Origin of the sequence: Streptomyces sp. P9-A4 (assembly GCF_036634195.1) — a bacterium.
Taxonomy (GTDB): Bacteria; Actinomycetota; Actinomycetes; order Streptomycetales; family Streptomycetaceae; genus Streptomyces.
This window is the reverse complement of sequence record NZ_JAZIFY010000001.1, coordinates 4,111,377-4,134,084: the sequence shown is the minus strand read 5'-3', so window position 1 is coordinate 4,134,084 and position 22,708 is coordinate 4,111,377. Positions and strand designations below refer to the sequence as shown.

Below are 22,708 nucleotides of genomic sequence, written 5' to 3'. Positions count from 1 at the left end.
GGGCGTACGCGCTCACACGTCCCTGCGCCCCACCGCCACGAACGCCACCGCCGCCGCGCCCAGCGCCCACACCGCGTACACCGTCCACGCCCCGCCCGCCGTCCACGGGAAGTCCACCGGAACCGGCGACTCCCCCACCTGCGTGAGCCGCTTCCACGCCCCCTGCGGCAGGGCGTGGAGGAAGATCGCGCCCCAGCGGTTGCGGTCGTCCATCAGCGCCGGCAGCAGGAGGAGTACGCCGGTCAGGGTGACCATCGTCGTCGCCGTGTGCCGGAGGAGCGCTCCGAGGCCGAAGCCGGCGAGCGCGCACACCGGCGCGAGCAGCGCGGACCCGGCGACGGCCCGCAGCACACCCTCGTCGCCGATCGCCATGCCCACGCCCCGGTCGTCGAGCACGGCCTGCGTGGCCGCGAACGAGACCCCGGCGACCAGCGTCCCGTACGCCGTCATCACGGCGGCGAGGACGAGCGTCTTCGCCGCGACGACCGCCCGGCGGGCCGGGACGGCCGCGAAGGTCGTACGAATCTGGCCCGTGCCGTACTCGCCGACGATCATCAGCGCGCCGATGGAGCCGGTCGCGAGCGTGAACACCATGGCCCCGCCGAGCGTGAACGCGTCGCGCATGGCCCAGATCGGCACGAAGAGTTCCTTGATGCCGTCCGCGTAGTTCGGGTAGTTGCGGTGGTCGGCGAGGGTCGCGTTGAGGTTGACGCCGAGGGCGGCGACCGCGCCGACGACGAAGGCCCAGGGGGTGGAGCGCAGCGACCACAGCTTCATCCACTCGGCGGCGAGGAGGTCACGGAAACGGGCGTCCATCAGCGGTACTCCACGGTGTCGGCGGTGAGTTCCATGAACGCCTCTTCGAGGGAGGAGGCGTTCGGGGTCAGTTCGGCGAGCGGGACGCCGTGGCGGAAGGCGAGGACGCCGATCCGGGCGGCGTCCGCCCCGGTCACGACGAGTACGGCCCCGGCGGTCTCGGTGCGTACGGCCTCCGCTCGTACCGTCTCCGTGCGTACGGTCTCCGTGTGCACGGCTGCCCCCTCGGCCCTCAGGGCGGCGGCCAGGGCCGGCGCGCCGGCCGGGTCGGCCGTCCGTACCGTCACGCTCCTCCGGGTCCCGCGCGCCGCGAAGTCGGCGACGCTCTCCGCCGCGACGAGCCGCCCGCGGCCGATGACGACGAGGTCGTCGGCGGTGTGCTCCATCTCGCCCATCAGATGGCTGGACACGAACACCGTGCGGCCCTCGGCGGCGAGCCGCCGGAACAGTCCGCGCGCCCACAGCACCCCCTCCGGGTCCAGGCCGTTGACCGGTTCGTCGAAGAGCAGCACGGGCGGGTCGCCGAGCAGCGCGGCGGCGATCCCGAGCCGCTGCCGCATGCCGAGCGAGTAGCCGCCGATCCGCCGCCGGCCCGCCTCGGCGAGCCCGACCTCGTCGAGGACCTCGCCGACCCGGCGGCGCGGGATGCCGTTGCCGCGGGCGAGCGCGGCGAGCTGGGCCTCGGCGGTCCGGCCGCCGTGCACGTCGTGCGCGTCGAGCAGCGCCCCGACGTGCCGCAGCCCGCGCGGCAGGTCCCGGAACCGCCGCCCACCGACGGTGGCGGTTCCGGACGTCGGCTCGTTCAGCCCCAGGATCAGCCGCAGGGTCGTCGACTTCCCGGCCCCGTTGGGCCCGAGGAACCCGGTCACCCGCCCGGCCTTCACGCCGAAGCCGAGCCGGTCGACGGCGAGCCGGCCCCGGCCCGGACGGCCGTACCGCTTGGTGAGTTCGTGTACTTCGATCATGCGGCCCACGCTCCCGGCACGGCGCCCTCCGACGCATCGGCCCGCCGGGCACAAGCGGTGCGAGGGGGTGGCCCGGGGGCGTACGCCCGTGGGCCGATGTCCCGGCGAGGGGCCGGTGCCTACGATCGGGCCATGCCCGCCACTCCGACCTCCCTCCCTTCCGGCGGGCGGGTGGCGGCGGTCCTCGCCTGGTGCGCGGCCGTCGCCCACCCCTTCGCCCTGCTCTCCGCCCTGCGCGCGGGGCCGTACCGCTCCACCGGACTCCGGCTCTTCCTCGCCGCCGTCGCCGTGGGGCTGACGCTGCCGCTGGCGCGCCGCAACCCGCTCGCCGCGCTCGGGCTGCTGCTCGCCGGGCTGTTCGCGGCGGCGACCAGCCGGCCGGACGCCGCGCTCCTGTACCTGCCGGTGCTCGCCGCCGACGCCGTCGTCGGGTTGCTCGCCGCCCGGCGTCCGCTCCGGGTGCTGCTGCCCGCCGCCCTCGGAGCGCTCGCCGTGCAGGTGGCCGCCGCGACCTACACCACCTCCGGGCAGGACGTCTTCGTCAGCACCGTGGCGGCCCTCGCGCTCGCCCTGCTGACCGCCGGGCTCCTCGGCCGTTCGGTACGGGACCGGCGCGGCCACGCGGCGGAGCTGCGGGCGGCGACGGCCGCCGAGGCCGTCGCCGCCGAACGGCTGCGCATCGCCCGCGAACTGCACGACGTGGTCGCGCACAGCATCGGCGTCATCGCCATCCAGGCGGGCGTCGGCCGCCGGGTCATCGAGACCCAGCCGGCCGAGGCCCGCAACGCACTCGCCACCATCGAGACCACCAGCCGCGAGACCCTCGCCGGTCTGCGCCGCACCCTGGGCGCGCTGCGGGCCACCGCGCGGGAGGCCGACGGGCACGCGCCGCCGCCGCGCGACCCCGCGCCGGGCCTCGCGGACCTGGAGCGGCTCACCGCGTCGACGGCGGACGCGGGCGTTCGGGTCGAGGTGCGGCACCTCGGGGACCCCGGCCGGCCGCTGCCGCCGGAGGTCGACCTGGCGGCGTACCGGATCGTGCAGGAGTCGCTGACGAACGTCGTACGCCACGCGGCCACGCCCACCTGCCGGGTGACCGTGGAGCGCGGCGAGGACAGCCTGGTCGTCGAGATCGCGGACGACGGCCCGGCGAAGCCGGCGGGCTCCCTCGCCGGGGGCGGGTACGGCATCGTCGGCATGCGGGAGCGGGCCGCGCTCCTCGGCGGCCGCTTCTCCGCCGGGCCGCGCCCCGGCGGCGGCTTCCACGTCACCGCGCTGCTGCCCCTGCCCACCACCCACCCGGAAGGAACCCGCCCGTCGTGAGCCCGCACCCGGATGGCACGGCCTCTTCGGCGTCCAGCCCCATGAGCGACCCCACCCAGGTCCCGAGCCCCGCCCCCGGCCAAGCCCCCGGCCCCGCCCCCATCCGGGTCCTGCTCGTCGACGACCAGCCCCTCGTACGGGCCGGCCTCCGCGTCCTCATGGCCGACAGCCCCGACCTGGCGGTGGTCGGCGAGGCGGGCACGGGCGACGAGGCGGTCCGGAGCGCCCGCGACCTGCGGCCCGACGTGGTGGTGATGGACGTCCGGATGCCCGGCATGGACGGCATCGAGGCCACCAGGATCGTCACGGCCGGCCCCGGCGCACCCCGCGTCCTCGTCCTCACCACCTTCGACGACGACGCGTACGTCTACGGCGCGCTGCGCTCCGGAGCGAGCGGCTTCCTGGTCAAGGACATGGCCCTGGACGACATCCTCGCGGCGATCCGGGTGGTCGCCGCGGGGGACGCCCTAATCGCGCCGGGCGTCACCCGCCGGCTGATCGAGGAGTTCGCGGCCCGCCCGGAGCCCGGCGTCCCCGCGCCTCCCCCGGCGCGCGCCCTCGCCGGGGTCACCGCGCGGGAGCGCGAGGTGCTCGCCCTGGTCGGCCGGGGCCTGTCCAACGGGGAGATCGCGGAACGGCTCCACATCAGCTCGGCCACCGCCAAGGCGCACGTGGCGCGCCTCTTCGCCAAGCTGGACGCCCGCGACCGGGTGCAGCTGGTGATCCTCGCGTACGAGGCGGGCCTCGCGCCGTGACACCATCGGTGACGTGCTCGACATCGGCTACTCCCTCTCGCGTCGCTTCCCCGACCCGCCGCAGACCGACTACCGCCACGCGGACGTCCACGCGCTGCGCCACGACCTGTTCTGCGGGGACGTGTATCTGGCCGACACCAAGACGGACCGCGAGGTGTCCACAGCCTGGGGATGGGTGCCGGTGCTCGACTTCGCGTGGGCGCTGTGCGACATCGTCGAGCAGCTCGACCAGGACCCGCGCGGCAACCGCGCCTCCCAGCCGCAGTACGCGGAGCTGGACTTCACCGAGTCCAGTGACCGCATGCTCTTCGAGCGCCGCTTCGGCTGGGTGGACGTCGAGGCCGACTGGATGCCGGGCGACGAGCCGCCGGTCACCTTCAACCACAAGCTGCTGCGCCGCGAGTCCCGCGACTTCCTGCACGACCTGATCGCCGACCTCACGGACATGCACGAGGGCCTCGCCGACAACCCGGCGATCTGGTCCCTCCAGGCCCGCTTCCCCCGTCTGCCGTAGCGCCCACGCGGTCGGCCCCCTACTCCTCCACCCGCACCCCCAGCTGCGCCGCGAGCACCGGCGCCAGGTCGAGCAGCTGGGCCGTCGAGATCACGGCCCCGGACAGCGAGTCCAGCCCCCGCGCGATCTCCAGCCGCTGGACGCCCCGCAGGTCCACGTCCTTCAGCCGGGCCCCGCTGAAGTCCGCCCCGGTGAGCACGCAGTCCACGAACTCCACCCGTTCGAGCACCGCGCCCCCGAAGTCGGGCTCGCTCAGCACACACCCCTCGAAGACGACGTCCTTGAGCTTCGCCGCCCGCAGGTTCAGGTAGTCGATCTTCCCGCCCCGCACCACGACTCTCTCCAGCACCGCCCCGTGCAGCTGCGCCCCGCCGAGCCGTGCCTCCACGAGCTCCACGTCCCGCAGCTGCGCCCCGGCCAGGACCGTGCCCACCCCCCGTACCCCCGTGAGCACCGAGTCGAGGAACCGCGCGCCCGTCAGCCGCGCCTCGTCGAGCCCGCAGTCGCGCAGCGCGCAGTCCAGGAACCGCGCGCCCGCCCCCGACTGCCCCGCCAGGTCGAGCCCGGTCAGTTCGAGACCGTCGTAGTCCCCGTCCGCCTCGATCCCGCCCTCGTACGCCTCCAGGGGAGGCAGTCGCACCTCAGGCCGCCGCGCCCCCGCCACGGCCGCCTTCTTCTTCCGATTCGTCGCCATGCCCCCATGGTGAGGTACGCCACTGACAACGCCCCCGATGTCACGAACGCACCCCCGCTCCCCGTCACGTGTACGGGACAGCACAAAACCGGTCACCACGAGGGAGACGGACATGCGGAAGCTCACGATCATCGGCGGCGGCTTCGCCGGACTCACCGCGGCGATCACCGCCGCCGAGGCCGGACTCAAAGTGACCGTGCACGAGGCGCACGACACCCTCGGCGGCCGGGCCCGTACCGCCGAGGGCCCGTACGCCACCAACGAGGGCCCGCACGCCCTCTACCGCGGCGGCCCCCACTGGACCTGGCTCCGGCAGCGCGGCCTGCTCGGCCCGCTCGCCCCGCTGCCGGCCGCCGACGCCCTCCGGCTCCGCTTCCACCGGGCGGGCGCCCTGCGCCGCACCCCGCCGCCCGGACTGCTGCGCCAGTCGCTCCGTACCGCCGAACGGGCCCCCGCCGACCTCGACTTCCTCACCTGGGCCACCCGGCTCGCGGGCGAGCGGACCGCGCGCGAGGCCGCCGCCTACGCGGCGGTCGCGCTCTTCCACCACGCCCCCGGCACGCTCTCCGCCCGCTTCGTGCAGGAACGCCTCCACCGGGCCGCCGCCCTGCCGCCGGAGGCGCGGTACGTGCGCGGCGGCTGGGGCCGGCTGATCGAGCGGATGGCCGCCCGCGCCTGGGAGACGGGCGTGCGGATCGAGACCTCCTCGCGCGTCGGCCGCGTCCCGTCGGGCGAGGGCCCGGTGATCGTCGCGACCTCCCTGCCGGCCGCCGCCCGCCTCCTCGGCGACCCGACGCTGACCTGGGAGAGCGGCCGTACGGTCCTGTTCGACCTGGCGCTGCGCACCCGGAAGGGGGACCCGTTCGCGATCTCCGACCTGGACGCGCCCGGCTGGATCGAGCGGTTCACGGCCCAGGACCCGTCGCTCGCCCCGGCCGGGCAGCAGCTGGTCCAGGCGCAGCTGCCGATCGCCCCCGGCGCGACGAAGGCGGACGGCGTCGCGCACGCGGAACGGCTGCTCGACCTCGGTTTCCCCGGCTGGCGGGAGCGGACGGTGTGGCGGCGGGAGGCGGTGTCCCGGGGGCGTACGGGAGCGGTGGACCGCCCCGGCACGACCTGGCGCGACCGGCCGGCCGTCGACCGGGGCGACGGCGTGTACCTGGTGGGCGACCAGGTGGCGGCGCCGGGCGTGCTGTCGGAGGTGTCGTTCACGAGCGCGGTGGAGGCGGTGTCGCTGGCGCTGCGCACGGAACGCCTTGACCTCAAGCGCGCTTGAGGTCGGAGGGTGTTCCTCGTGGACGCACGACGCGGGCGCGATACGCGAGACGCGAGTGCGGCCCGCAGGCGCACCGCGACACCGCGACACCGCCTCGACCGACGAACGGGGAACACCATGCGCGCCATCCGGCTCCACGCCTTCGGCCCCGCCGACAACCTCACGTACGAGGAGGCCCCCGACCCCGTCCCGGGCCCCGGCCAGGTCCGCGTCCGGGTCGCGGCGGCCGGCGTGCACCTCCTGGACACCGCGCTGCGGGAGGGCATGACGGGCCCCTACCCGGCGCCCGCCGAACTCCCCACCGTGCCCGGCCGCGAGGTCGCCGGCACCGTCGACGCGCTCGGCGAGGGCACCGACCCGGCCTGGCTCGGCAGGCGGGTCGTCGCCCACCTCGGCATGAACCCGGGCGGCTACGCCGAACTCGCCGTCACCGACGCCGCCCGCCTGCACGCCCTGCCCGAGCACCTCGGCGAGGCGGAGGCCGTCGCCATGATCGGCACCGGCCGCACCACCCTGGGCATCCTGCGGTTCACGGCGCTCGGACCGGACTCGGTGGCGATCGTCCCCGCCGCCGCCGGCGGCATCGGCACCCTGCTCGTCCAGTACGCGAAGAACGCCGGCGCCACCGTCGTCGGTCTCGCCGGCGGCCCCGCGAAGGTCGCCCTCGTCGAGGCGAACGGCGCCAACCTGGCCGTCGACTACAAGCGGCCCGACTGGCCGGAGAAGGTCCGCGCGTACCTGGGCGGGCGCACCGCGACCGTTGTCTTCGACTCGGTCGGCGGCGACACCGGGCGGGCCGCCGTGGACCTCCTCGGCAAGGGCGGGCAGCACCTCGTCTTCGGCTGGTCGAGCACCGGGCTCCACGACGGGGAGCCGCTCACGTTCACCCCGGAGGAGCTGGCCGCGCGGGGCATCACGTCGGAGTCCGTCCTCGGACCCGTCATGATCCAGAAGGCGGGCGGCGACGTCCGAGTCCTCGAACTCGCCGCCCTCGAAGCGGCGACCGAGGGCACCCTCCGCCCGGCGGTCCACCGCTTCCCCCTGGCGGAGGCGGCGGACGCCCACCGCGCCCTGGAGACCAGGGGCACGACGGGCAAGGTGGTACTGATCCCCTGAGCGTGATCCCTGAGCCGGAATCCCTGAGTGCCCTGAGGGTCCTGAGGGCCCTCAGGGTCCTCAGGGTCCTCAGGGTCCGGTCCTCAGACCCCGATCACGTCCCAGGAGTGCGCCTTGTACTCCTTCAGGAAGTCGGGGTGGTCCTCCCACATCCGCGCGACGGAGCGCAGCACGTCCCAGTTGTGCTCCAGCGCCTGGTCCACGACCTGGCGCAGCTCCGGCGCCGACTCCCGCTTCTCCACGAGCCCGTTGACGGCGGACGCGGCCTGCACGGTGTAGCGCGTGGCGCGCAGGGCGCGGGAGGTGTCGTCCATCCCGAAACCGTGGTCGCTGCCGTTCGCGGGGTCGAAGAGCGGGGTCAGCCGCGCCTCGATGAAGGCCGTGATCCGCTGGAAGCGCTGCTCGATGTCCTTGTCCATACCCCCTTTCCTACACCCCGCGCGCACCGAGCTCCGCCAGGGCCCCGTCGGTCAGGCGGTAGACCGTCCACTCGTCCTGCGGGCGCGCGCCGAGGGACTCGTAGAAGTCGATCGAGGGCTTGTTCCAGTTCAGTACGGACCACTCCAGGCGCTCGTAGCCGCGCTCCACGCAGATCCGGGCCAGTTCGGTGAGCAGTGCCTTGCCGTGGCCGCCGCCGCGCGCCTCCGGACGGACGTACAGGTCCTCCAGGTAGATGCCGTGGACGCCGCGCCAGGTGGAGAAGTTGAGGAACCAGAGCGCGAAGCCGACCGGTTCGCCGTCCTCGGTCTCGGCGATGTGCGCGTAGGCGGCCGGACGGTCGCCGAACAGGGCCTCGTGGAGCTGCTCGGGGGTGGCGCGGACCTCGTCGAGGGCCTTCTCGTACTCCGCGAGGTCACGGATCAGGGAGTGGATGACGGGAACGTCGGAAGCGACGGCTGTACGGATCATGGCCCAAGAGTGCCCCGGGTCAGGCCCTTCCGGCCAGCAGGATCCGCGCGACGGCGACCTGTTCGGGGGCGAGCGCGGGCTCCCCGTCCTCCACGTCCCAGAGCCCGTTCTGCAGCACCCGCCCCAGCGTCCACGCCACCGCGCGCCTCCGGTCCCCGACGACCTCGGCGAGGAGGTCGAAGCGCCACAGCACCTCGGCCGGGTCCGGGTCGAACCGGTCCATCAGCGCCGGCAGCAGCTCGAAGCCGGGGTCGCCGGCGAGGGGCTTGGGGTCGATCGCGAGCCACGGTTCCCGCTGCGCCGCGAGCACGTTCCCCAGGTGCAGGTCCCAGTGGAGCAGCCGGTCCCCGGGTTCGCCCGCGACCTCCCGTACGGCCGCCGCGCAGTCCCGCAGGACGGCCGCGTCGGCGGCGCCGAGGCGTTCCGCCGCGCCCGGCACCGCGTCGAGCATCGCGGCGGTGATGTCGCCGAGGCCGCGCAGCCCGGCGGGTGCGGGGACCGCCGAGAGCCGTGCGAGCAGCCCGGCGACGACGGCGAGCGCCTCGCGGGTATCGGTGAGGGAGGTCAGCGGCCGGGCCTCGTCGAGCCGTTCGAGGAGCATCGTGCCGGTGGCGGGGTCGTGGTCGAGGAGGCGTACGGATCCGTTCCCGGCCCAGGCGAGGAGGCCGGCCGGTTCGCCCTCGGTCTCGTCGTCGAGGATCTGCATCTTCAGCGCGGCGGGCGCGCCGTCGGAGGCCCGTTCGACGGGCAGGACCAGGGAGGCCACCCCGTGCATCGAGGGGCCGGTGAGGCGCAGCCCCCACCGGCCGAGGAAGTCCTCGGCCAGCGCGGGCAGCCCGGCGACGAAGGCCCGCCCGGCCTCCCCGTTGCACTTCGCCTGCGACCGGGCCAGTCCCTCGGGTACGTGGATCACGCCATGACCCTAGGGGGTGCTGTGCCGCGAGGCCCCGGGTAACGTCCGGCCCACGAACCCGGAAGAGGGATACACATGAGTACGGTCAACGGCGGCATTTCGTTCTGGTACGCGCAGGAGGGCGCCCCCGCGCCCCGCGAACCGCTCCCCGGGGACATCACCGCCGACGTCTGCGTCGTCGGCGGCGGCTACACAGGTCTGTGGACCGCCTACTACCTCAAGAAGGCCGTGCCCTTCCTGAACATCACCGTCCTGGAGGCGAAGTTCTGCGGGTACGGGGCCTCCGGCCGCAACGGCGGGTGGCTCTACAACGGCATCGCCGGGCGCGACCGCTACGCGAAGCTCCACGGCCACGAGGCCGCCGTCCGCCTCCAGCACGCGATGAACGCCACGGTCACCGAGGTCGTCGACGTGTGCGAGCAGGAGAAGATCGACGCCGACCTCCACCGGGGCGGCGTCCTCGAAGTCGCCCTCTCCCCCTCCCAGCTCGCCCGCCTCAAGGCGTTCCACGCCGCCGAGGTCGACTTCGGCGAGACGGACCGGGAGCTGTACGGGGCCCGCGAGACCGCCGAACGCATCCGCGTCGCCGGCGCCGTCGGCTCCTCCTGGAGCCCGCACGGGGCGCGCCTGCACCCGGTGAAGCTGGTCCAGGGGCTCGCGGACGCGGTCGAGGCGCTCGGCGTCACCATCCATGAGTCGACCCCGGTCACCGAGATCAGGCCGAAGCACGCGCTCACCCCGTACGGGACGGTCCGTGCCCCCTACGTGCTCCGCTGCACCGAGGGCTTCACCGCCTCCCTCGCGGGCCAGCGCCGCACCTGGCTCCCCATGAACTCCTCGATGATCGCGACCGAGCCGCTGAGCGACGAGCAGTGGGCGTCGATCGGCTGGGACGGCCGCGAGGCCCTCGGCGACATGGCGCACGCCTATATGTACGCCCAGCGCACCGCCGACGGCCGCATCGCGCTCGGCGGCCGGGGCGTCCCGTACCGCTTCGGCTCGAAGACCGACAACGACGGCCGCACCCAGCCGCAGACCATCGAGGCCCTGCGCGAGATCCTGGTGCGCTTCTTCCCGCAGCTGGCGGGGGTACGGGTGGACCACGCCTGGTCCGGTGTCCTCGGCGTCCCGCGCGACTGGTGCGCCACGGTCACCCTGGACCGCTCGACCGGCCTGGGCTGGGCCGGCGGCTACGTCGGCTCGGGCGTCGCCACCGCGAACCTCGCGGCCCGCACCCTGCGCGACCTCATCCAGCAGGACTCGGGCCAGTCGGGCCCCACGGACCTGACGGCGCTCCCGTGGGTGAACCACAAGGTCCGCAAGTGGGAGCCGGAGCCGCTGCGCTGGCTGGGAGTGCAGACGATGTACGCGGCGTTCCGGGGCGCGGACCGCCGGGAGGCGACGGGCCACACGGCGCAGACGGACCGGGTGGCGGTGGTGGCGAACCGCCTGAGCGGCCGCTGAGGAATCCGGCCGGTCACCGGGGGCGGCCACCGCCACCACCGGTCACCGGGGGCGGCCCACCGCCACGCACCACCGATCGGCCGACCGCCCGGCCACTCACCGGCCACCGCACCCACCGTCCGGTGGCGGGTGAGTGGCCGGTCCCCCACCCCACCACCCGTCGGCCGGCGGTCACCCACCCCCCAGTGACCGCCGCGTCACTCCACCTCGATACCGAAGTCCCCCACCAGCTCCTCAAGACCGCCCCCGTACCCCTTCCCGCCGAGGACGAAGTCCCAGTCGCCCCCGGCGCGCCGCCGGAAGGACCCCAGGACGAGCGCCGTCTCGCCGGGGCGGCCGTCCGAGACGACGAGCCGGTCGAGTTCGACGCCGGAGTCGTCGCGCAGCCGGATGCCCGCATCGGTGAACTCCCCGAGATCGGCCTCGGGGTTCACCTCGGGGTTCACCTCGGGGTCGACGGCGGCGACGAGGACGAGACGGTCGGCGCGTGCCGGAAGCCGGTCGAAGCCGACCCGTAGGGCGGCCCGGTCGCCGGGCGGGGCGGTCACGGCGGCGACCGAACCATCAGGCGTGGAGGGGTTGTTGAAGAAGACGAACCACTCGTCGCCGAGGACGCGGTTGCCGGCGCAGACGAGGGCGCAGACGTCGAGGGCGGTGGATCCGGACCAGACCATGCCGAGCAGGTTGAAGTCGGAGTCGGCCTCGAAGGGAGCGGACGGGGAGGCAAAGACGGCGGTGGGACCGGAGGACGAGGGGACGGATACGGCGGCGGGGGCGGAGGCGGGGGCGACCGCAGGGCCCCCCGACCCCAACCGCCCCCGGAGCCCGTGCTGATGGAGCAGTTCGACGAGTTCGGTCCCGGATATCAGGGTGAGGGGCTTGCCGTTGGCGAAGGTGTACGAGCCGGGCCCGAACTTGGAGGTGGTGACGAGGACGCCCTTGTTGGCACCGGCGCCCTGGACGGTGCCGAAGAGGTCGCGTACGGCGGCCGGGGGCACGGTGTTCCGGTACCGCTTGACCTGGACGACGATGGACCCGCCGCTGATGGGATCGGGGTCGAGGGCCTCGACGTCGACGCCGCCGTCGTTGGACCGGCGGGTGGTGACGGCCTGGAGTCCGCGGGCGCGGAACAGTTCGGCGACGAGCCCTTCGAAGGCGATGGGGTCCATGGCGAGCAGGTCGGGCTCTTCCCCGTCGCCCTGGACGACGACGTCGGAGCCCACCTGGTCGGGGGTGCGGAAGGGGGCCACGGAGACGCGTTCGTCGGGCTTGGCGGAGAGGCGGCCGGTGAGGGCGCCGGTGAGGCAGTCGACGGCGGCGACGAGTTCGAGGTTGAGCCGGTCGAAGGCGGGCCGCTCGACGACGACGGAGGCGACGCAGACGCGTCCGGCGAGCCCGGTGGCGGGGTCGACCCCGCCGATGTGGCCGTTGAGGGTGACGGTCTCCAGGGTGCCGAACCGGTCGGCGGCGAAGAGTTCCCGTACGGCGAGGAGGACGCTCTGGGCGAGGACGTCGCGGTAGAGGGCGCGGCGCTGGGTGGCGGGCCGGGGGACTTCCTTCTCCTGGTCGGTACTGGGCAGGTACTTCACGCCCTTTGCCTCGGGTACGACCTCGTGGCCGGGGAGGTCCCAGTCGAGTACGAGCCCGCGGGCGCGGCGGTCGTAGGCGGCGGAGACCTCGCGGGGGAAGCCCTCGGGCCAGGCGGTGGAGGCGAAGAGGACGGCGGAGAAGAACTCGACGACGGTCTCGGCGTCGCCGTCGCCGAGGGCGGCGACGGTGCCGGTGAGGCCGGTGTTGTGGGTCCGTATCTCGGTGAGGCGCTCGGCGGCCCAGGTGTCGTACTGCCGTCGGTACGCGGCGAGTTGCTCGACGCGGCGGGCCTCGGCGGCCTGGGCGGCGTACCAGTCCCGCTCGAAGCGGGCCCGCGCGTCCTGTTCGGCCTGGGCGCGCCCGGAGGGGGTCCAGGAGTTCTGGGGCCGGTAGTGCCGCTGGTCGGGCATGGGGACGGGTTCGCCGAGGGGGCCGGGGGTGAAGGGGGCGATGTCCTCGCCACGCCGCAGGGACTCCACGGAGAAGGCGGGGGCGCGGCAGCCGGCGGCCAGCAGCCCTTCGAGGAGGGCGACGCGCTGTTCCAGTTCTCGGGTGCGGCGCAGGGCGTCGGCGTCGCGCTGCTGCCGGTAGGCGGCCCGCTGCTCCCGTTGCATGCGGGCCACGTCGCGCGCGTACGCGCGTTGCACCCGCTCGGCGTCGCGCTGCTGCCGCAGCACCGCCTGGTGCTGCCCCTCCCGCTGCCGCTGCGCCACCCGCTGCTGCTCGGCCCACACCCCGAGCAGCCCACCGGCCCGCCGACTCATCCGCCCCACCCCTCCCGACGACACCCCGACCACACACACGCCCCCGTGACGGACAAGTCTCGCGGACGGAAGGCGTGTTGTCCGCCGGTGGGGCGTACTGTCGGCGGGGTGGAGGAGACAGCCATGGACCAAGCGCCGTACGTCCGGTTCCAGGGAACGGTGAGGCACCCACGGGGCCACTTCCCGGGCGTCTTCGTCCTCGCCAACGAACTGGCCCGCCAGGGAAGGCTGTCGGAGGCGGAGTACCGCTTCTGGAGAACGAACAACGACTGGTACGACACCCACTACACGAACCCGACGGACGTGGACCCGCGGATCTACGCCCCGGAGGTGAACCCGGGCGCGGTGGCCTGGTTCAAACCGACGGCCCACCACCTGATCACCCGGGTGAACGGCTACCTGACCCTGCTGGCGGCCCACGGCATCGCATGCCACCGCGTGGAGTCCCCGAACCCGGGCAGGATCATCTACGAGGACGCGGACCAGATCGTGGTCGCCCCCACCTCCCGGTAGAACCGAAACAGACGCTGCGGGGAGCCGGGTACGAACGCTGTCATCCACCGGCGCCGATGTCAGCGGACCAGATCGGGAAAGGGACAGCGCTCCAGCGGTTCGTCCTCACGATCGGCCCAGCGCCACCGGAGAACGCGGTCCGGGCGGCGCCACAAAGGGAACACGGCGGCCAAGGGGGGTGGCAAGGCAGGGGTCCCCCGAGCTTCCACGCTTCGGGGCCAGCTCGGACCCCACCCCCCTCTACCGCCTCGGGCCCCGGCCGACCGTCCCTGACCCCCCGGAGAGTGCCGGCGGGATCGGTGAACACGCCTGAGGGTTCGGGTGGTCAGGGCTTGAGGAGGGCGGCAGCCTCGCGGGCGGCGTCGACGGCTCCGGCGCGGACGGCCGCCCGGTCGTCGTCGCTGCGGGCGTAGGCCTCGGGCACGAGCCGGTGGATCGTCTCGGGGGTGACGAGCTCGCAGAACTGCGGATCGGCCTTGAACTCGCCCTCCCGCTCGCCCTCCCACCACCTCCACGCCCAGAAGGCGGCCAGGGTGACGACGATCAGCGCGATCGCGGCGGCGAAGGCGAGACGCGACGCATGGGGGTGCACCTACCCTTTCCTCATGCCCTCACGCGACACACCCTCAGCTGCGACCGGTACGCATCAGCGCACTCCCGGCCCTCGCGAGCTGGTGTTGGCGGCGGGCGTCTTCGCTCTGCTCGCCGATGCCACGCGGCTGCACCTGGTGTGGCTGCTTGCGCGCGAGGAGTCGGACGTGAGCGCCCTCGCCGAGGCGGTCGGCGCCGCCCGGCCCGCGGTCAGCCAGCATCTGGCCAAGCTCCGGCTCGGGGGGCTCGTCGAGACGCGCAAGGAAGGGCGGCGGGTCGTCTACTCGCTGCCGGACGGGCACCTGAAGCGCCTGGTCGTCGAGGCGATGAGTCACGCCGACCATCAGGTGAGCGGTGAGCCCTGGCACGACTGAATCAGGCCGGTCGGACAGACCTCAAAAACCAATAGGTGCGCAACTATGCACGCTTCGGCTACCGTGGAAACACCCCCTGTAGCCGACCAAGGGCGTGCCTCATGCTGTCCGTGCTGCGTAACCGTACGTACCGGCACCTCTTCACCGCGCAGGCCGTCGCCCTCGTCGGCACCGGCCTGGCGACCGTGGCACTGAGCCTGCTCGCGTACGACATCGCCGGCGGGAAGGCTTCCGCCGTCCTCGGCACGGCGCTGGCCATCAAGATGGTCGCGTACGTCGCGATAGCCCCGCTGATCAGCGGGTTCGCCGACCGAATACCCCGGCGGGCGCTGCTCGTCACCATGGACCTCACCCGGGCGGGCGTCGCGCTCGCGCTGCCGTTCGTCACGCAGGTGTGGCAGGTCTACGTCCTGATCTTCCTTCTCCAGGCCGCGTCCGCAGTCTTCACGCCCACCTTCCAGGCGACCATCCCCGAGGTCCTGCCCGACGAGGACGAGTACACCCGCGCGCTGTCGCTCTCCCGCCTCGCCTACGACCTGGAGAGCCTGTTCAGCCCCGCGCTCGCTGCCGCGCTGCTCTCCCTCATCTCGTACAACTGGCTCTTCAGCGGCACCGCCGTCGGCTTCGTCGCCTCCGGCTCCCTGGTCGTCTCCGTCCTGCTGCCGAAGCCGCAGCCTGTCGAGCGCACGGGAGGCGTGTACGCCAAGGCCGCCTTCGGAACCCGGCTCTTCCTGGCCACGCCCCGGCTCCGCGCCCTTCTCGCCCTCGACCTCGTGGCCGCCGCCGTCGGTGCCATGGTCCTGGTCAACACGGTCGTCCTGGTCCGGGACACCCTCGGCCGCTCGGGCGGCGACGTCTCCCTCGCCCTCGCCGCCTACGGCGCCGGCTCCATGGTCGTCGCACTCCTGCTGCCCCGGGCCGTCGGGCGCCTCGGCGACCGGACCATGATGCTGCCCGCCGCCTTCGTCATGACCGCCACGCTCGGCCTTCTTGCGGCAGGGCTCGGCGCGGGCGAGCTGTCCTGGCCGGCGCTGCTGGCCGCATGGCTGGTGATCGGGGCGGCGACCTCGGCGATCCTCACCCCCGGCGGGCGGCTGTTGCGCCGCTCGGCCGCCGCACCGGATCTTCCGGCGGCCTTCGCCGCCCAGTTCTCCCTCACCCATGCCTGCTGGCTCGTCACCTACCCGCTCGCGGGCTGGCTCGCCTCGCAGGTCGGGCTCACCGTCTCGGCTGCCGTGCTGACCGCGCTCGCTCTCGCCGCCGCCGTGACCGCCGTACGCCTGTGGCCGCGGCAGGACCCGGCCGAGCTGGAGCACGTACACCCGGAACTGGCGCCGGATCACCCGCATCTGGCCGGTGTCGGAGGTCGCGGCCATCGCCACGACTTCCACATCGACGCCCTTCACCAGCGATGGCCGGTCCGGGAGCCCGCCCAGGAGAAGACCGCCGCCTGACTCAGGCAGGTGCCGCGCTGCTCTTCCTGGAACGGTCGGAGGGAGCGGGGGCTCAGAAGATCAGGTCGTAGGCGTTCCAGCCGCCGCCGACGAGGGAGCGGGTGGAGCCGGGGACGAGGGTGTACCCGGGCACGGACTTGCGCGCGCCCTGGTAGAGCCAGAGCTTGCCGGCGCCGTCCCGTGCGACGAGGTCGGGGTACTCGTCACGTCCGAGTTCGGCGGTGCCCGCGATCGCCGTGTACGCGTTCCAGCCGCCGCCGACCCGCTGGCGCTGCTTGAAGGGCGGATAGGGAACGGGGCCCACGCGGTCGTACTTCCACAGCACGCCGTCCTTGTCGCGCCCCAGAGCCCCGTCGTAGGCGCCTGACATGGTCAGGGCGGTGTACGTGTTCCAGCCGCTGCCCACCCGCTGCCGCGGTCCGTACGGAACGTTGTACTTCCTCTCGTAGCGCCACAGCACGCCGGCCCTGTCCCGGGCGACCAGACCGCCGTCACCGACGCCGACGAGGGCCGTGTAGGCGTTCCAGCCGCCGCCGACCCGCTGGCGCGGGGCGAAGGGCGCGGAGGGCTTGCCGGTGCCCTGGTGGTACCAGAGGACACCCGCCTTGTCGCGGGCGACGAGGTCGCCCCGGCCGTCCGCCGTGGCGGTCGTGATCGGGACGACGGCGGTGTAGGCGTTCCAGCCGCCGCCGACCCGCTTGCGCGTCGCGAACGGCCGGGTGACGTCGCCCGTGGCCTCGTACCGCCACAGCACACCGTCCTTGTCCCGCGCGTGGACGGCGCCGCGCCGCGCCGCGGAGGGCGTCCCGGCGACGAAGTCGAGGCCGAGCCTGCCCCGGGCCACGGTCGCGCCCGTGCTGTCCTTCAGCTCGACCAGGGCGTCCGGGTGGCCCAGGACGGTCGCGGTCCGGTCGGCGTCCAGGGTGACGGTATAGGTGAGGGTCTCGGCGGCCGGCACCGCGGGAAGGTCGAGGGAGGGCCGGGTGGGCGGATCATTCAGGACGGGCGGGAAGTAGGGCATGTGCCACGCACACTCCCCGTACGAGACGCCGTTGACCGCGCACACGGAGCGGATCACATCCTGGCTCACCGGCGAACTGCCCGCCTCGCCCTCGGTCAGCCAGGTGTCCAGTTCGAAGGAGGCGGTCACCGGCCCCTTGACGCCCGCCGGCAGCGTGGCCGTGAACCGCAGCGTCACCGGCCCTTCCTCGCCCGCCGGAACGGCCAGCGGACCGCCGTCCTGGACGACCGTCCCGACCTCCGCCGCCGTCGTGACGGCGGCCGGCGTCGCGGGCGCGGCGAAGGCCGCCGACCCCCCGAGCGTCACCGGCGCCAGCGCGGCGACCAACGCCGCCGCCACCACTGCCGTACGCATACGTGCCACGAAATCCTCCTCGGCCCCCCGGATGCGGAGGCACTTGGTGCTGACGGAAGCACCGACCCGCTTCCCATGCACCCGTTCGACCCCGTGACGCCGCAAAAGGTTGCACGAGCCCTCCCACAGGATTTCGAAGTGCGCATCACCTTCGACACGAAGACGGACTCCGACGATGACGTGTACCAGGGCCATCTGGCACGTAGGCGGCACGGCCGTGATCATGCGAAAGGGCCGGCGCCGGGGAATCATGCCCCTGCGCCGGCCCTTTGCGTTGAGCCCCCTGTCGGGTTCGAACCGACGACCCCCGCTTTACAAGAGCGGGAGGCCTACGACGGGGCCAACCTGCGCACCAGCTTACGGCGCCACTCGCGGGCAAGGACCCCGCCAACGCCCCTCGTTCCCCGAGAGTCCCCACCCGATCTGGCACGGATGTGGCACGGACCCGGATCCCCCACCCTCGCGCCTCTGCCCCCGAACCAAGTCCGACTGCGCGCGGTCGACTTCCGGACGGTCCAGCAGCTCTTGACTGCGGCTGTATCCCTGCTTCTGCCCAGGGGGCCAGGTACAAGCTCGGTCCCAACCGACGGCCAGGCTCCCCCACGGCCGAAAGGACCCTGACAGCGGCAGTCGCGCACAGCTGCGACGTAGACGTGCCAGATGTTCATGCTCGCCGAAACTTGAGTTTCCACGTTCTCGCAGCCAGCCGGAACGAGAGAGCTAAGCTATCCGGGGCCGAGGTCCTGAGAATGCAAGAAGAATATTCAGCACGCCCAAGGCCCCTAAAAACCATCAACCAGACAACAAAAATCGAGTGGACCAAATGAGGCGATGCAAGAACGCAGCAAGGGCAATTGGGGCCAATGAAATACGCAATCTATACGCAGATTCGGCGGGACGTTGCCAAAATCCGGACTGCTTGAATCCAGTCCTCGTCAGGGCCGCGAACGGCGCCCGCGTTAACGTTGGCGAGTTGGCTCACATAATTGCAGCATCCCCCAAAGGCCCTCGGGCCAATCCCGACATTGAGCCTAGCACGCTAGCGCTCGAAAAGAATTTGATACTACTCTGCTTGATCTGCCACAAGACCATCGACTCGCAGGAATCGACGTACCCCGTAGAATTGCTCCAAAGCTGGAAAAGTTCACACGAAGCCCGCATCTCTAGCGCGTTCGGAGCGCACTCATTCAGGGATCGCGCGGAAGCGCGGTCCGCACTTGAGCCACTTCTTCGCTCAAATCGGGCCACGTTCAACGCATTCGGCCCTCAGTCAGAATCTTCATGGGACCCTTTTTCGGACGCTGTTGAAATTTGGTGGGCACGAGTGCACGACGTGATCATCCCAAACAATCGAATGATCCTAAGGATTCTAGACTCCAACACGCATCTCCTACATTCGACCGAGTTGACCACATTGGAGATGCTCCGAATTCACGTTGACGAGTTTGAGAGGAAACATGTATTTGGGGCCACTTCGTCCTCGGTGCCCCGCTTCCCGGATGAAATAAACAGGATTCTCAACTAAGAAGGAGCTCGCCATGCCGGAAGGCGGCTACTACGCGAAAACCCCCCGCCCCGAGTCTATCGAGGCCGTCAGGAAGGCCCTGCACCGACACAGCGCTGTCCATGAATACAGGGAAGTAACTCCGCAGGTCTACGAGATCTCCCGCACTGGTAAGTCAACGGTGACGCTACACGTTACCAACGTGTACACGGTCGGCTTGGCAGACGTTCAAGAAATTGCCGACGAAAACCCTTCGATTACATGCATCCTGACCGTGAGCTCATGGAACAGCTACACGAAGCAAGCCAAGGAGTATGCAAAGTCAGTCGGCATTGGGCTTTTCAGGTTCCACGAGTGGATGGGGGCGTTGAATTATGACGGAGATGAATTCCTTGATTACATTGCTCCGTCAGATCGCGAAAAATGATCACCTAGGGATCCCTTGGAGCCTATCCCTCTTCGGATCCTCACGTAGCGGCCCTCGAACCGGCTCCGATATTGATCTAATCCTCGTCTACAAGCCAGGCAACGAGGAGATGGCTCGAAAGTTTCGCGCGGACGCCTGTCGCGAGGCTTGGAATGTCCTCAAGCTACAGCTTGATGTCACCCTCCTGAACGAGGAGGAGGAGGAGTCCTTGAGTTTCGTTTCAAAGGAGGGGGCGATTAGGATCTTGGAAAGCAGCGAGACGCGCTAGAGCGGGGAAACCGGCGAGCCAAGTTTGGACGGTTGGTCACAAAAGGCCGAGGCCTGGCACGACCGGGATCGTTCATTGGCCTAGCAGCATGATCCGCCAACATAGTTGCCGGAAACTACGTACCGTCCGCGATGCGTCGCCAAACGGTTATCGATCCTCTGCTATCAACGGTTGATGGGAACCTCGTAGACGATCTCGCACAAGGCGGCGGGCACGATGATGTCCGCCGTCTCCACAGGTCGACCATGATCGCTGTAGTAGGTCCGCCGGATGTGCGTAACTAGAGCGGCCTTCTGAATCCCGAGCAGCGACGCTTCCTCGCCAGTCGCCTGCCGCGGCTCCGGCTGCTCAACAGCATGGCTGATCGTGACACCGATCGCAGCCATCCGATTCACGACCCCTGCGCCCGCGTGCGGCCCACCCTCGGGAAGCACGATCAGGGTGCCGGCTGTCAGGTCGTACGGCTCCCAGCTCGTCGAGAGCTGCACGGGCCGACCGTCGGCAAGGAACTCGTAGGCCGTCCGGACGCACAGGTCACCCTCGGCGATCCCGAGCCGAGCAGCGATCTCCGCCGGCGCGGGCACCTTGGCGTCGGTCCGACTCTCCCAGCCGCTCCGCTTCCCGAGGGCCTTCATGTCCGCCCGGAACGGCGACCCGTCGGGCTGCTCGCGCGCTGCGGACCGAACCATCCGCACCCGCTGCCGAGGCTCGGCCACGTACGTCCCCGACCCGGCCCGCCCCTCCAGCACACCTTGGGAGATCAAAAGCTCCTGCGCGCGACGGACGACGTTCTCGCCGACCCCGCACTCCTGACCGATCTGAGCGCGGGAAGGAAGCCGGTCTCCGGGCGTCCACTCGCGCTCCGCGATCCGCCTGCGGAGTTCGTCGGCGATGCGCAAGTAAGGCGGCTGCTCAGGCATATGGAAAATCTAGTCCACTAGCTCTAATCTAGTTAACTAGCTTCACTGAAAGTGATCGCCGGTGACGGAGGCTGCCCTGTGCCTGCTCCAGAAGTACGCGCGGAAGCCATCGCCGCCCGGCTGTCCGCCATCGGACTCACCGCACGCGTGGAGCAGCACGCCCGACACACGTCGATCGAAGCGGAGGTGCCAGCATCCCTCCCCGCCGGGACATGGCGGGAGGTCTTGGAAGTGGTGGCGCAGGCGGACCGGTTCGGGCTCCTCGCCACCAGCCTCGGCGGCCGCACCCTATGGGCCGTCGTACGCAAGGTGGTCCCCGCGACGGGCGATGTCCGGGGACCCGGCCATCAGCGATAGGAGCTGATCAGCGTGCTCAACCGTATCCGCCGCGCCATCACGCGCACCAGAGAGCGTCACGCCCCTAAGCCTGCCTCCTGCCACCTCCGGACGCTCGCGCGACGGGCCCCCGCCCCTGGCGGTCGAAGCGTCCACGAGTGGGTCCTCGCTGGCGAGGAGACGGCTTTGGTCCGGCCGTATGTACTGACCGCCGAGGAACGTGCGTCCTGGCGGGCGCTGGCCGCTTCCACGTGGCGCATGGCCGCGGAGGCGCACTGATGCGCCCTAACCCGCAGCACCGGGCGCCACGCGCAGCCGCCGCCCCGTACCAATCGAGCGCGTGCGGCATCGGCACGCACGACGAGTGCGCGCACTCGTCCCCCGCGTCGGCCCCGGTCGGCGTGCCCGTGGTCTACGAGGCATGCAGTTGCCCCTGCCACCCGTCGGTCGACAAGGCCCCGACGGGGAAGGCACCGCGATGAGGATCACCACCCCCAGCAGCGCGGTGACTTCCAACATCGAGATCACCTCGACCAACGTCCAGATCGGCGACGTCATCCTGATCGGCGGCCTGCCGCATCGCGTGATCGACCTCTCCCAGCTCCGGGGCGGGGCGAAGCAGCTCCGTTTCGAGTCGGGCGAACTGCTGACCATGCACACCCGGACCAGGCTCGTCGCGCTACGCATGCGGAGAGTTGGTGATCGGGACCGTGGCTTCTCGCCGACACGCCATCGCCGATGACCTCCGCACCCAGATCACGGCCGGCCGCATCCAACCCGGCGAACGCCTCCCCTCGGAAGCCCAACTCGCCTGCCACTACGAGGTAAGCACGCCGACGCTCCGCAACGCCCTCGCCCTGCTACAGGCCGAAGGCCTCGTGGAGAAGATCCACGGCAAGAGCAACTACGCCCGTCAGCCACTGAGTAGAACCACGTACGTCGGCGGTGGACGCACCCCGGCTCAGACACCTCTGCCCGTCAGCATCCGCACGACGAAGCTCCGAGCCCGCGGCCACCTGGCCGCCCTGCTGGGGGTGACGTCTGGCAGCCCAGCGACTGAGTTCCTCTGTGTGAGCCACGCCGGCAAGTCGCCTCACAGCCTGGCCCGCGTCTACGTTCCCCGGGACTTGGCGCCAGCCACCGCACCCGACGCCCCTTCCTGGCCCCAGGAGACGGCGAGCCTGCTAGGGGGGCCGCGCCCCCAACTGGCCAAGGTCGAGGAGAACGTCCACGTCCGCCTCCCGACCGCTTCGGAAGCAGCGACGCTCCGAATCAGCTCGACCCTCGCGATTCTCGCAATTACCCGCGTGGCAACGGACATCACAGGCCGCGTCATCGAGGCGGCCCTCCTGGCCCTCCCCGGCGACCGCGCCGAAGCCATCTTCACCACCGACCACACAACTACAGAGAGGAGACCGGAAGGATGACGTCCCACAACGAGCTCCGCCTCCTCCCCTGGTCGACCCCAGACGGCAAGCCCTGCTTCCTGAGCACCGACGAAAACGGTGGCCCCCTATCCCGCCTGGCCGACCGAACCGAAGCCGCCCAACTCGACGCCTGCACCGAACTCCTGCAGCACGCCGCAGCAGTACTCGCCGACGCCCGGACGGAACCGGACGACCTCCGCCTCCTAGCGGCAGACCTTGCGGGGGCGTTGCACGACGTACTCCGTGTCGCAGTGAGCCGCGGCCACCGCTTGCCGACGCCCGATCCCTCCGCTCACGGAGAGGACGAGGGTCCCCGCCTTCCGGCGGCGGCCTTCGGATAGCATCCACCTCCACAAAAGCCCCGGGCCAACGCCCGGGGCTTCCCCGTCTTCAATCACCCGCGTCCTCATCTGTTGATGT

General features: G+C 71.7%; 24 protein-coding genes and 1 tRNA gene. 14 read left to right on the top strand and 11 right to left on the bottom strand.

The features are described from left to right. Nucleotides 1-12: 12 nt before the first annotated feature. Both V4Y03_RS18635 and V4Y03_RS18630 read right to left on the bottom strand, forming a co-directional pair. Entirely contained in the window at nt 13-816 is an 804-nt protein-coding gene (locus tag V4Y03_RS18635) for an ABC transporter permease subunit (protein ID WP_317878184.1), read from the bottom strand. Then, nucleotides 816-1,781 (bottom strand): ATP-binding cassette domain-containing protein, encoded by a 966-nt coding sequence (locus tag V4Y03_RS18630; protein ID WP_332435635.1) that lies wholly within the window; start codon nt 1,779-1,781, stop codon nt 816-818. Before V4Y03_RS18630 ends, V4Y03_RS18635 begins: the two co-directional genes overlap by 1 nt. Nucleotides 1,782-1,913: 132 nt before the next feature. Here V4Y03_RS18630 and V4Y03_RS18625 point away from each other — a divergent pair, with 132 nt between their 5' ends. Genes V4Y03_RS18625 through V4Y03_RS18615 form a run of 3 tightly spaced genes read left to right on the top strand, consistent with a single transcriptional unit; the run spans nt 1,914 to nt 4,373 of the window. Then, entirely contained in the window at nt 1,914-3,104 is a 1,191-nt protein-coding gene (locus V4Y03_RS18625) for a sensor histidine kinase (protein WP_332435634.1), read from the top strand. A gap of 41 nt (nt 3,105-3,145) precedes the next feature. Then, complete coding sequence (locus tag V4Y03_RS18620; protein ID WP_332435633.1) at nt 3,146-3,859, top strand: response regulator transcription factor; 714 nt, start codon at nt 3,146-3,148, stop codon at nt 3,857-3,859. Nucleotides 3,860-3,872: 13 nt separating this feature from the next. Then, nucleotides 3,873-4,373, top strand: coding sequence for a hypothetical protein (locus V4Y03_RS18615; protein WP_317876698.1), 501 nt, complete (start codon nt 3,873-3,875; stop codon nt 4,371-4,373). Nucleotides 4,374-4,392: 19 nt separating this feature from the next. On the opposite strand, the gene V4Y03_RS18610 is transcribed toward V4Y03_RS18615, so the two are convergent. Next, complete coding sequence (locus tag V4Y03_RS18610) at nt 4,393-5,067, bottom strand: pentapeptide repeat-containing protein (RefSeq protein WP_317876697.1); 675 nt, start codon at nt 5,065-5,067, stop codon at nt 4,393-4,395. A gap of 112 nt (nt 5,068-5,179) precedes the next feature. On the opposite strand from V4Y03_RS18610, the gene V4Y03_RS18605 reads away from it, so the two are divergent. Next, complete coding sequence (locus V4Y03_RS18605; protein ID WP_332435632.1) at nt 5,180-6,343, top strand: phytoene desaturase family protein; 1,164 nt, start codon at nt 5,180-5,182, stop codon at nt 6,341-6,343. 117 nt (nt 6,344-6,460) lie between these two features. Beyond that, nucleotides 6,461-7,459: a zinc-binding dehydrogenase gene (locus tag V4Y03_RS18600; protein ID WP_332435631.1), complete on the top strand. Its 999-nt coding sequence runs from the start codon at nt 6,461-6,463 to the stop codon at nt 7,457-7,459. Nucleotides 7,460-7,542: 83 nt separating this feature from the next. On the opposite strand, the gene V4Y03_RS18595 is transcribed toward V4Y03_RS18600, so the two are convergent. From V4Y03_RS18595 to V4Y03_RS18585, 3 genes are read right to left on the bottom strand one after another with little or no spacing between them, the layout of a single operon-like run. Then, on the bottom strand, nt 7,543-7,878 hold the full coding sequence (locus tag V4Y03_RS18595; RefSeq protein WP_332435630.1) for a hypothetical protein: 336 nt from the start codon (nt 7,876-7,878) through the stop codon (nt 7,543-7,545). Nucleotides 7,879-7,888: 10 nt separating this feature from the next. Further along, a complete protein-coding gene (locus V4Y03_RS18590) occupies nt 7,889-8,368 on the bottom strand; it encodes a GNAT family N-acetyltransferase (protein ID WP_332435629.1) in 480 nt (159 codons plus the stop codon). A 19-nt stretch (nt 8,369-8,387) separates the two neighbouring features. Next, a complete protein-coding gene (locus V4Y03_RS18585; RefSeq protein ID WP_332435628.1) occupies nt 8,388-9,281 on the bottom strand; it encodes an aminoglycoside phosphotransferase family protein in 894 nt (297 codons plus the stop codon). Nucleotides 9,282-9,356: 75 nt separating this feature from the next. Here V4Y03_RS18585 and V4Y03_RS18580 point away from each other — a divergent pair, with 75 nt between their 5' ends. Continuing rightward, entirely contained in the window at nt 9,357-10,745 is a 1,389-nt protein-coding gene (locus V4Y03_RS18580) for an NAD(P)/FAD-dependent oxidoreductase (protein WP_332435627.1), read from the top strand. Between the two features lie 197 nt (nt 10,746-10,942). On the opposite strand, the gene V4Y03_RS18575 is transcribed toward V4Y03_RS18580, so the two are convergent. Then, nucleotides 10,943-13,099 carry a restriction endonuclease gene (locus tag V4Y03_RS18575; RefSeq protein WP_332435626.1) on the bottom strand — a complete coding sequence of 719 codons (2,157 nt, stop codon included), beginning with the start codon at nt 13,097-13,099 and terminating at the stop codon, nt 10,943-10,945. 123 nt (nt 13,100-13,222) lie between these two features. Here V4Y03_RS18575 and V4Y03_RS18570 point away from each other — a divergent pair, with 123 nt between their 5' ends. Then, nucleotides 13,223-13,612 (top strand): hypothetical protein, encoded by a 390-nt coding sequence (locus tag V4Y03_RS18570; RefSeq protein WP_332435625.1) that lies wholly within the window; start codon nt 13,223-13,225, stop codon nt 13,610-13,612. Nucleotides 13,613-13,937: 325 nt separating this feature from the next. On the opposite strand, the gene V4Y03_RS18565 is transcribed toward V4Y03_RS18570, so the two are convergent. Then, on the bottom strand, nt 13,938-14,204 hold the full coding sequence (locus tag V4Y03_RS18565; protein ID WP_317876709.1) for a hypothetical protein: 267 nt from the start codon (nt 14,202-14,204) through the stop codon (nt 13,938-13,940). Between the two features lie 13 nt (nt 14,205-14,217). Here V4Y03_RS18565 and V4Y03_RS18560 point away from each other — a divergent pair, with 13 nt between their 5' ends. Next, nucleotides 14,218-14,577, top strand: a complete 360-nt coding sequence (locus V4Y03_RS18560) for an ArsR/SmtB family transcription factor (RefSeq protein WP_317876710.1) — start codon at nt 14,218-14,220, stop codon at nt 14,575-14,577. Nucleotides 14,578-14,678: 101 nt separating this feature from the next. Continuing rightward, nucleotides 14,679-16,031, top strand: coding sequence for an MFS transporter (locus V4Y03_RS18555; RefSeq protein WP_332435624.1), 1,353 nt, complete (start codon nt 14,679-14,681; stop codon nt 16,029-16,031). Between the two features lie 52 nt (nt 16,032-16,083). Here V4Y03_RS18555 and V4Y03_RS18550 read toward each other — a convergent pair whose 3' ends face one another. Both V4Y03_RS18550 and V4Y03_RS18545 read right to left on the bottom strand, forming a co-directional pair. Further along, a complete protein-coding gene (locus V4Y03_RS18550) occupies nt 16,084-17,415 on the bottom strand; it encodes a hypothetical protein (RefSeq protein WP_443079801.1) in 1,332 nt (443 codons plus the stop codon). A 268-nt stretch (nt 17,416-17,683) separates the two neighbouring features. Further along, nucleotides 17,684-17,770, bottom strand: a tRNA-Ser gene (locus tag V4Y03_RS18545). Between the two features lie 1,174 nt (nt 17,771-18,944). On the opposite strand from V4Y03_RS18545, the gene V4Y03_RS18540 reads away from it, so the two are divergent. Together V4Y03_RS18540 and V4Y03_RS33920 are read left to right on the top strand one after the other, a co-directional pair. After that, complete coding sequence (locus tag V4Y03_RS18540) at nt 18,945-19,337, top strand: hypothetical protein (protein ID WP_332435623.1); 393 nt, start codon at nt 18,945-18,947, stop codon at nt 19,335-19,337. Continuing rightward, nucleotides 19,285-19,605 (top strand): nucleotidyltransferase domain-containing protein, encoded by a 321-nt coding sequence (locus tag V4Y03_RS33920; protein WP_443079800.1) that lies wholly within the window; start codon nt 19,285-19,287, stop codon nt 19,603-19,605. The genes V4Y03_RS18540 and V4Y03_RS33920 overlap by 53 nt, the downstream gene beginning before the upstream one ends. Before the next feature lie 164 nt (nt 19,606-19,769). Here V4Y03_RS33920 and V4Y03_RS18535 read toward each other — a convergent pair whose 3' ends face one another. After that, nucleotides 19,770-20,525 (bottom strand): GntR family transcriptional regulator, encoded by a 756-nt coding sequence (locus V4Y03_RS18535; RefSeq protein WP_332435622.1) that lies wholly within the window; start codon nt 20,523-20,525, stop codon nt 19,770-19,772. A 78-nt stretch (nt 20,526-20,603) separates the two neighbouring features. On the opposite strand from V4Y03_RS18535, the gene V4Y03_RS18530 reads away from it, so the two are divergent. From V4Y03_RS18530 to V4Y03_RS18520, 3 genes are all read left to right on the top strand, one after another. Beyond that, nucleotides 20,604-20,882, top strand: coding sequence for a hypothetical protein (locus tag V4Y03_RS18530; RefSeq protein ID WP_332435621.1), 279 nt, complete (start codon nt 20,604-20,606; stop codon nt 20,880-20,882). Between the two features lie 457 nt (nt 20,883-21,339). Continuing rightward, on the top strand, nt 21,340-21,603 hold the full coding sequence (locus tag V4Y03_RS18525) for a hypothetical protein (RefSeq protein ID WP_332435620.1): 264 nt from the start codon (nt 21,340-21,342) through the stop codon (nt 21,601-21,603). Beyond that, nucleotides 21,560-22,288: a GntR family transcriptional regulator gene (locus V4Y03_RS18520; protein WP_332435619.1), complete on the top strand. Its 729-nt coding sequence runs from the start codon at nt 21,560-21,562 to the stop codon at nt 22,286-22,288. The genes V4Y03_RS18525 and V4Y03_RS18520 overlap by 44 nt, the downstream gene beginning before the upstream one ends. Nucleotides 22,289-22,708 lie beyond the last annotated feature (420 nt).

Bases quoted from the DNA above. Each gene is read 5' to 3' on its own strand.
- V4Y03_RS18635 (WP_317878184.1), bottom strand. From the start codon at position 816: ATGGACGCCCGTTTCCGTGACCTCCTCGCCGCCGAGTGGATGAAGCTG.
- V4Y03_RS18630 (WP_332435635.1), bottom strand. From the start codon at position 1,781: ATGATCGAAGTACACGAACTCACCAAGCGGTACGGCCGTCCGGGCCGG.
- V4Y03_RS18625 (WP_332435634.1), top strand. From the start codon at position 1,914: ATGCCCGCCACTCCGACCTCCCTCCCTTCCGGCGGGCGGGTGGCGGCG.
- V4Y03_RS18620 (WP_332435633.1), top strand. From the start codon at position 3,146: ATGAGCGACCCCACCCAGGTCCCGAGCCCCGCCCCCGGCCAAGCCCCC.
- V4Y03_RS18610 (WP_317876697.1), bottom strand. From the start codon at position 5,067: ATGGCGACGAATCGGAAGAAGAAGGCGGCCGTGGCGGGGGCGCGGCGG.
- V4Y03_RS18605 (WP_332435632.1), top strand. From the start codon at position 5,180: ATGCGGAAGCTCACGATCATCGGCGGCGGCTTCGCCGGACTCACCGCG.
- V4Y03_RS18600 (WP_332435631.1), top strand. From the start codon at position 6,461: ATGCGCGCCATCCGGCTCCACGCCTTCGGCCCCGCCGACAACCTCACG.
- V4Y03_RS18595 (WP_332435630.1), bottom strand. From the start codon at position 7,878: ATGGACAAGGACATCGAGCAGCGCTTCCAGCGGATCACGGCCTTCATC.
- V4Y03_RS18590 (WP_332435629.1), bottom strand. From the start codon at position 8,368: ATGATCCGTACAGCCGTCGCTTCCGACGTTCCCGTCATCCACTCCCTG.
- V4Y03_RS18580 (WP_332435627.1), top strand. From the start codon at position 9,357: ATGAGTACGGTCAACGGCGGCATTTCGTTCTGGTACGCGCAGGAGGGC.
- V4Y03_RS18575 (WP_332435626.1), bottom strand. From the start codon at position 13,099: ATGAGTCGGCGGGCCGGTGGGCTGCTCGGGGTGTGGGCCGAGCAGCAG.
- V4Y03_RS18570 (WP_332435625.1), top strand. From the start codon at position 13,223: ATGGACCAAGCGCCGTACGTCCGGTTCCAGGGAACGGTGAGGCACCCA.
- V4Y03_RS18560 (WP_317876710.1), top strand. From the start codon at position 14,218: ATGCCCTCACGCGACACACCCTCAGCTGCGACCGGTACGCATCAGCGC.
- V4Y03_RS18555 (WP_332435624.1), top strand. From the start codon at position 14,679: ATGCTGTCCGTGCTGCGTAACCGTACGTACCGGCACCTCTTCACCGCG.
- V4Y03_RS18540 (WP_332435623.1), top strand. From the start codon at position 18,945: ATGCCGGAAGGCGGCTACTACGCGAAAACCCCCCGCCCCGAGTCTATC.
- V4Y03_RS33920 (WP_443079800.1), top strand. From the start codon at position 19,285: ATGACGGAGATGAATTCCTTGATTACATTGCTCCGTCAGATCGCGAAA.
- V4Y03_RS18535 (WP_332435622.1), bottom strand. From the start codon at position 20,525: ATGCCTGAGCAGCCGCCTTACTTGCGCATCGCCGACGAACTCCGCAGG.
- V4Y03_RS18525 (WP_332435620.1), top strand. From the start codon at position 21,340: ATGAGGATCACCACCCCCAGCAGCGCGGTGACTTCCAACATCGAGATC.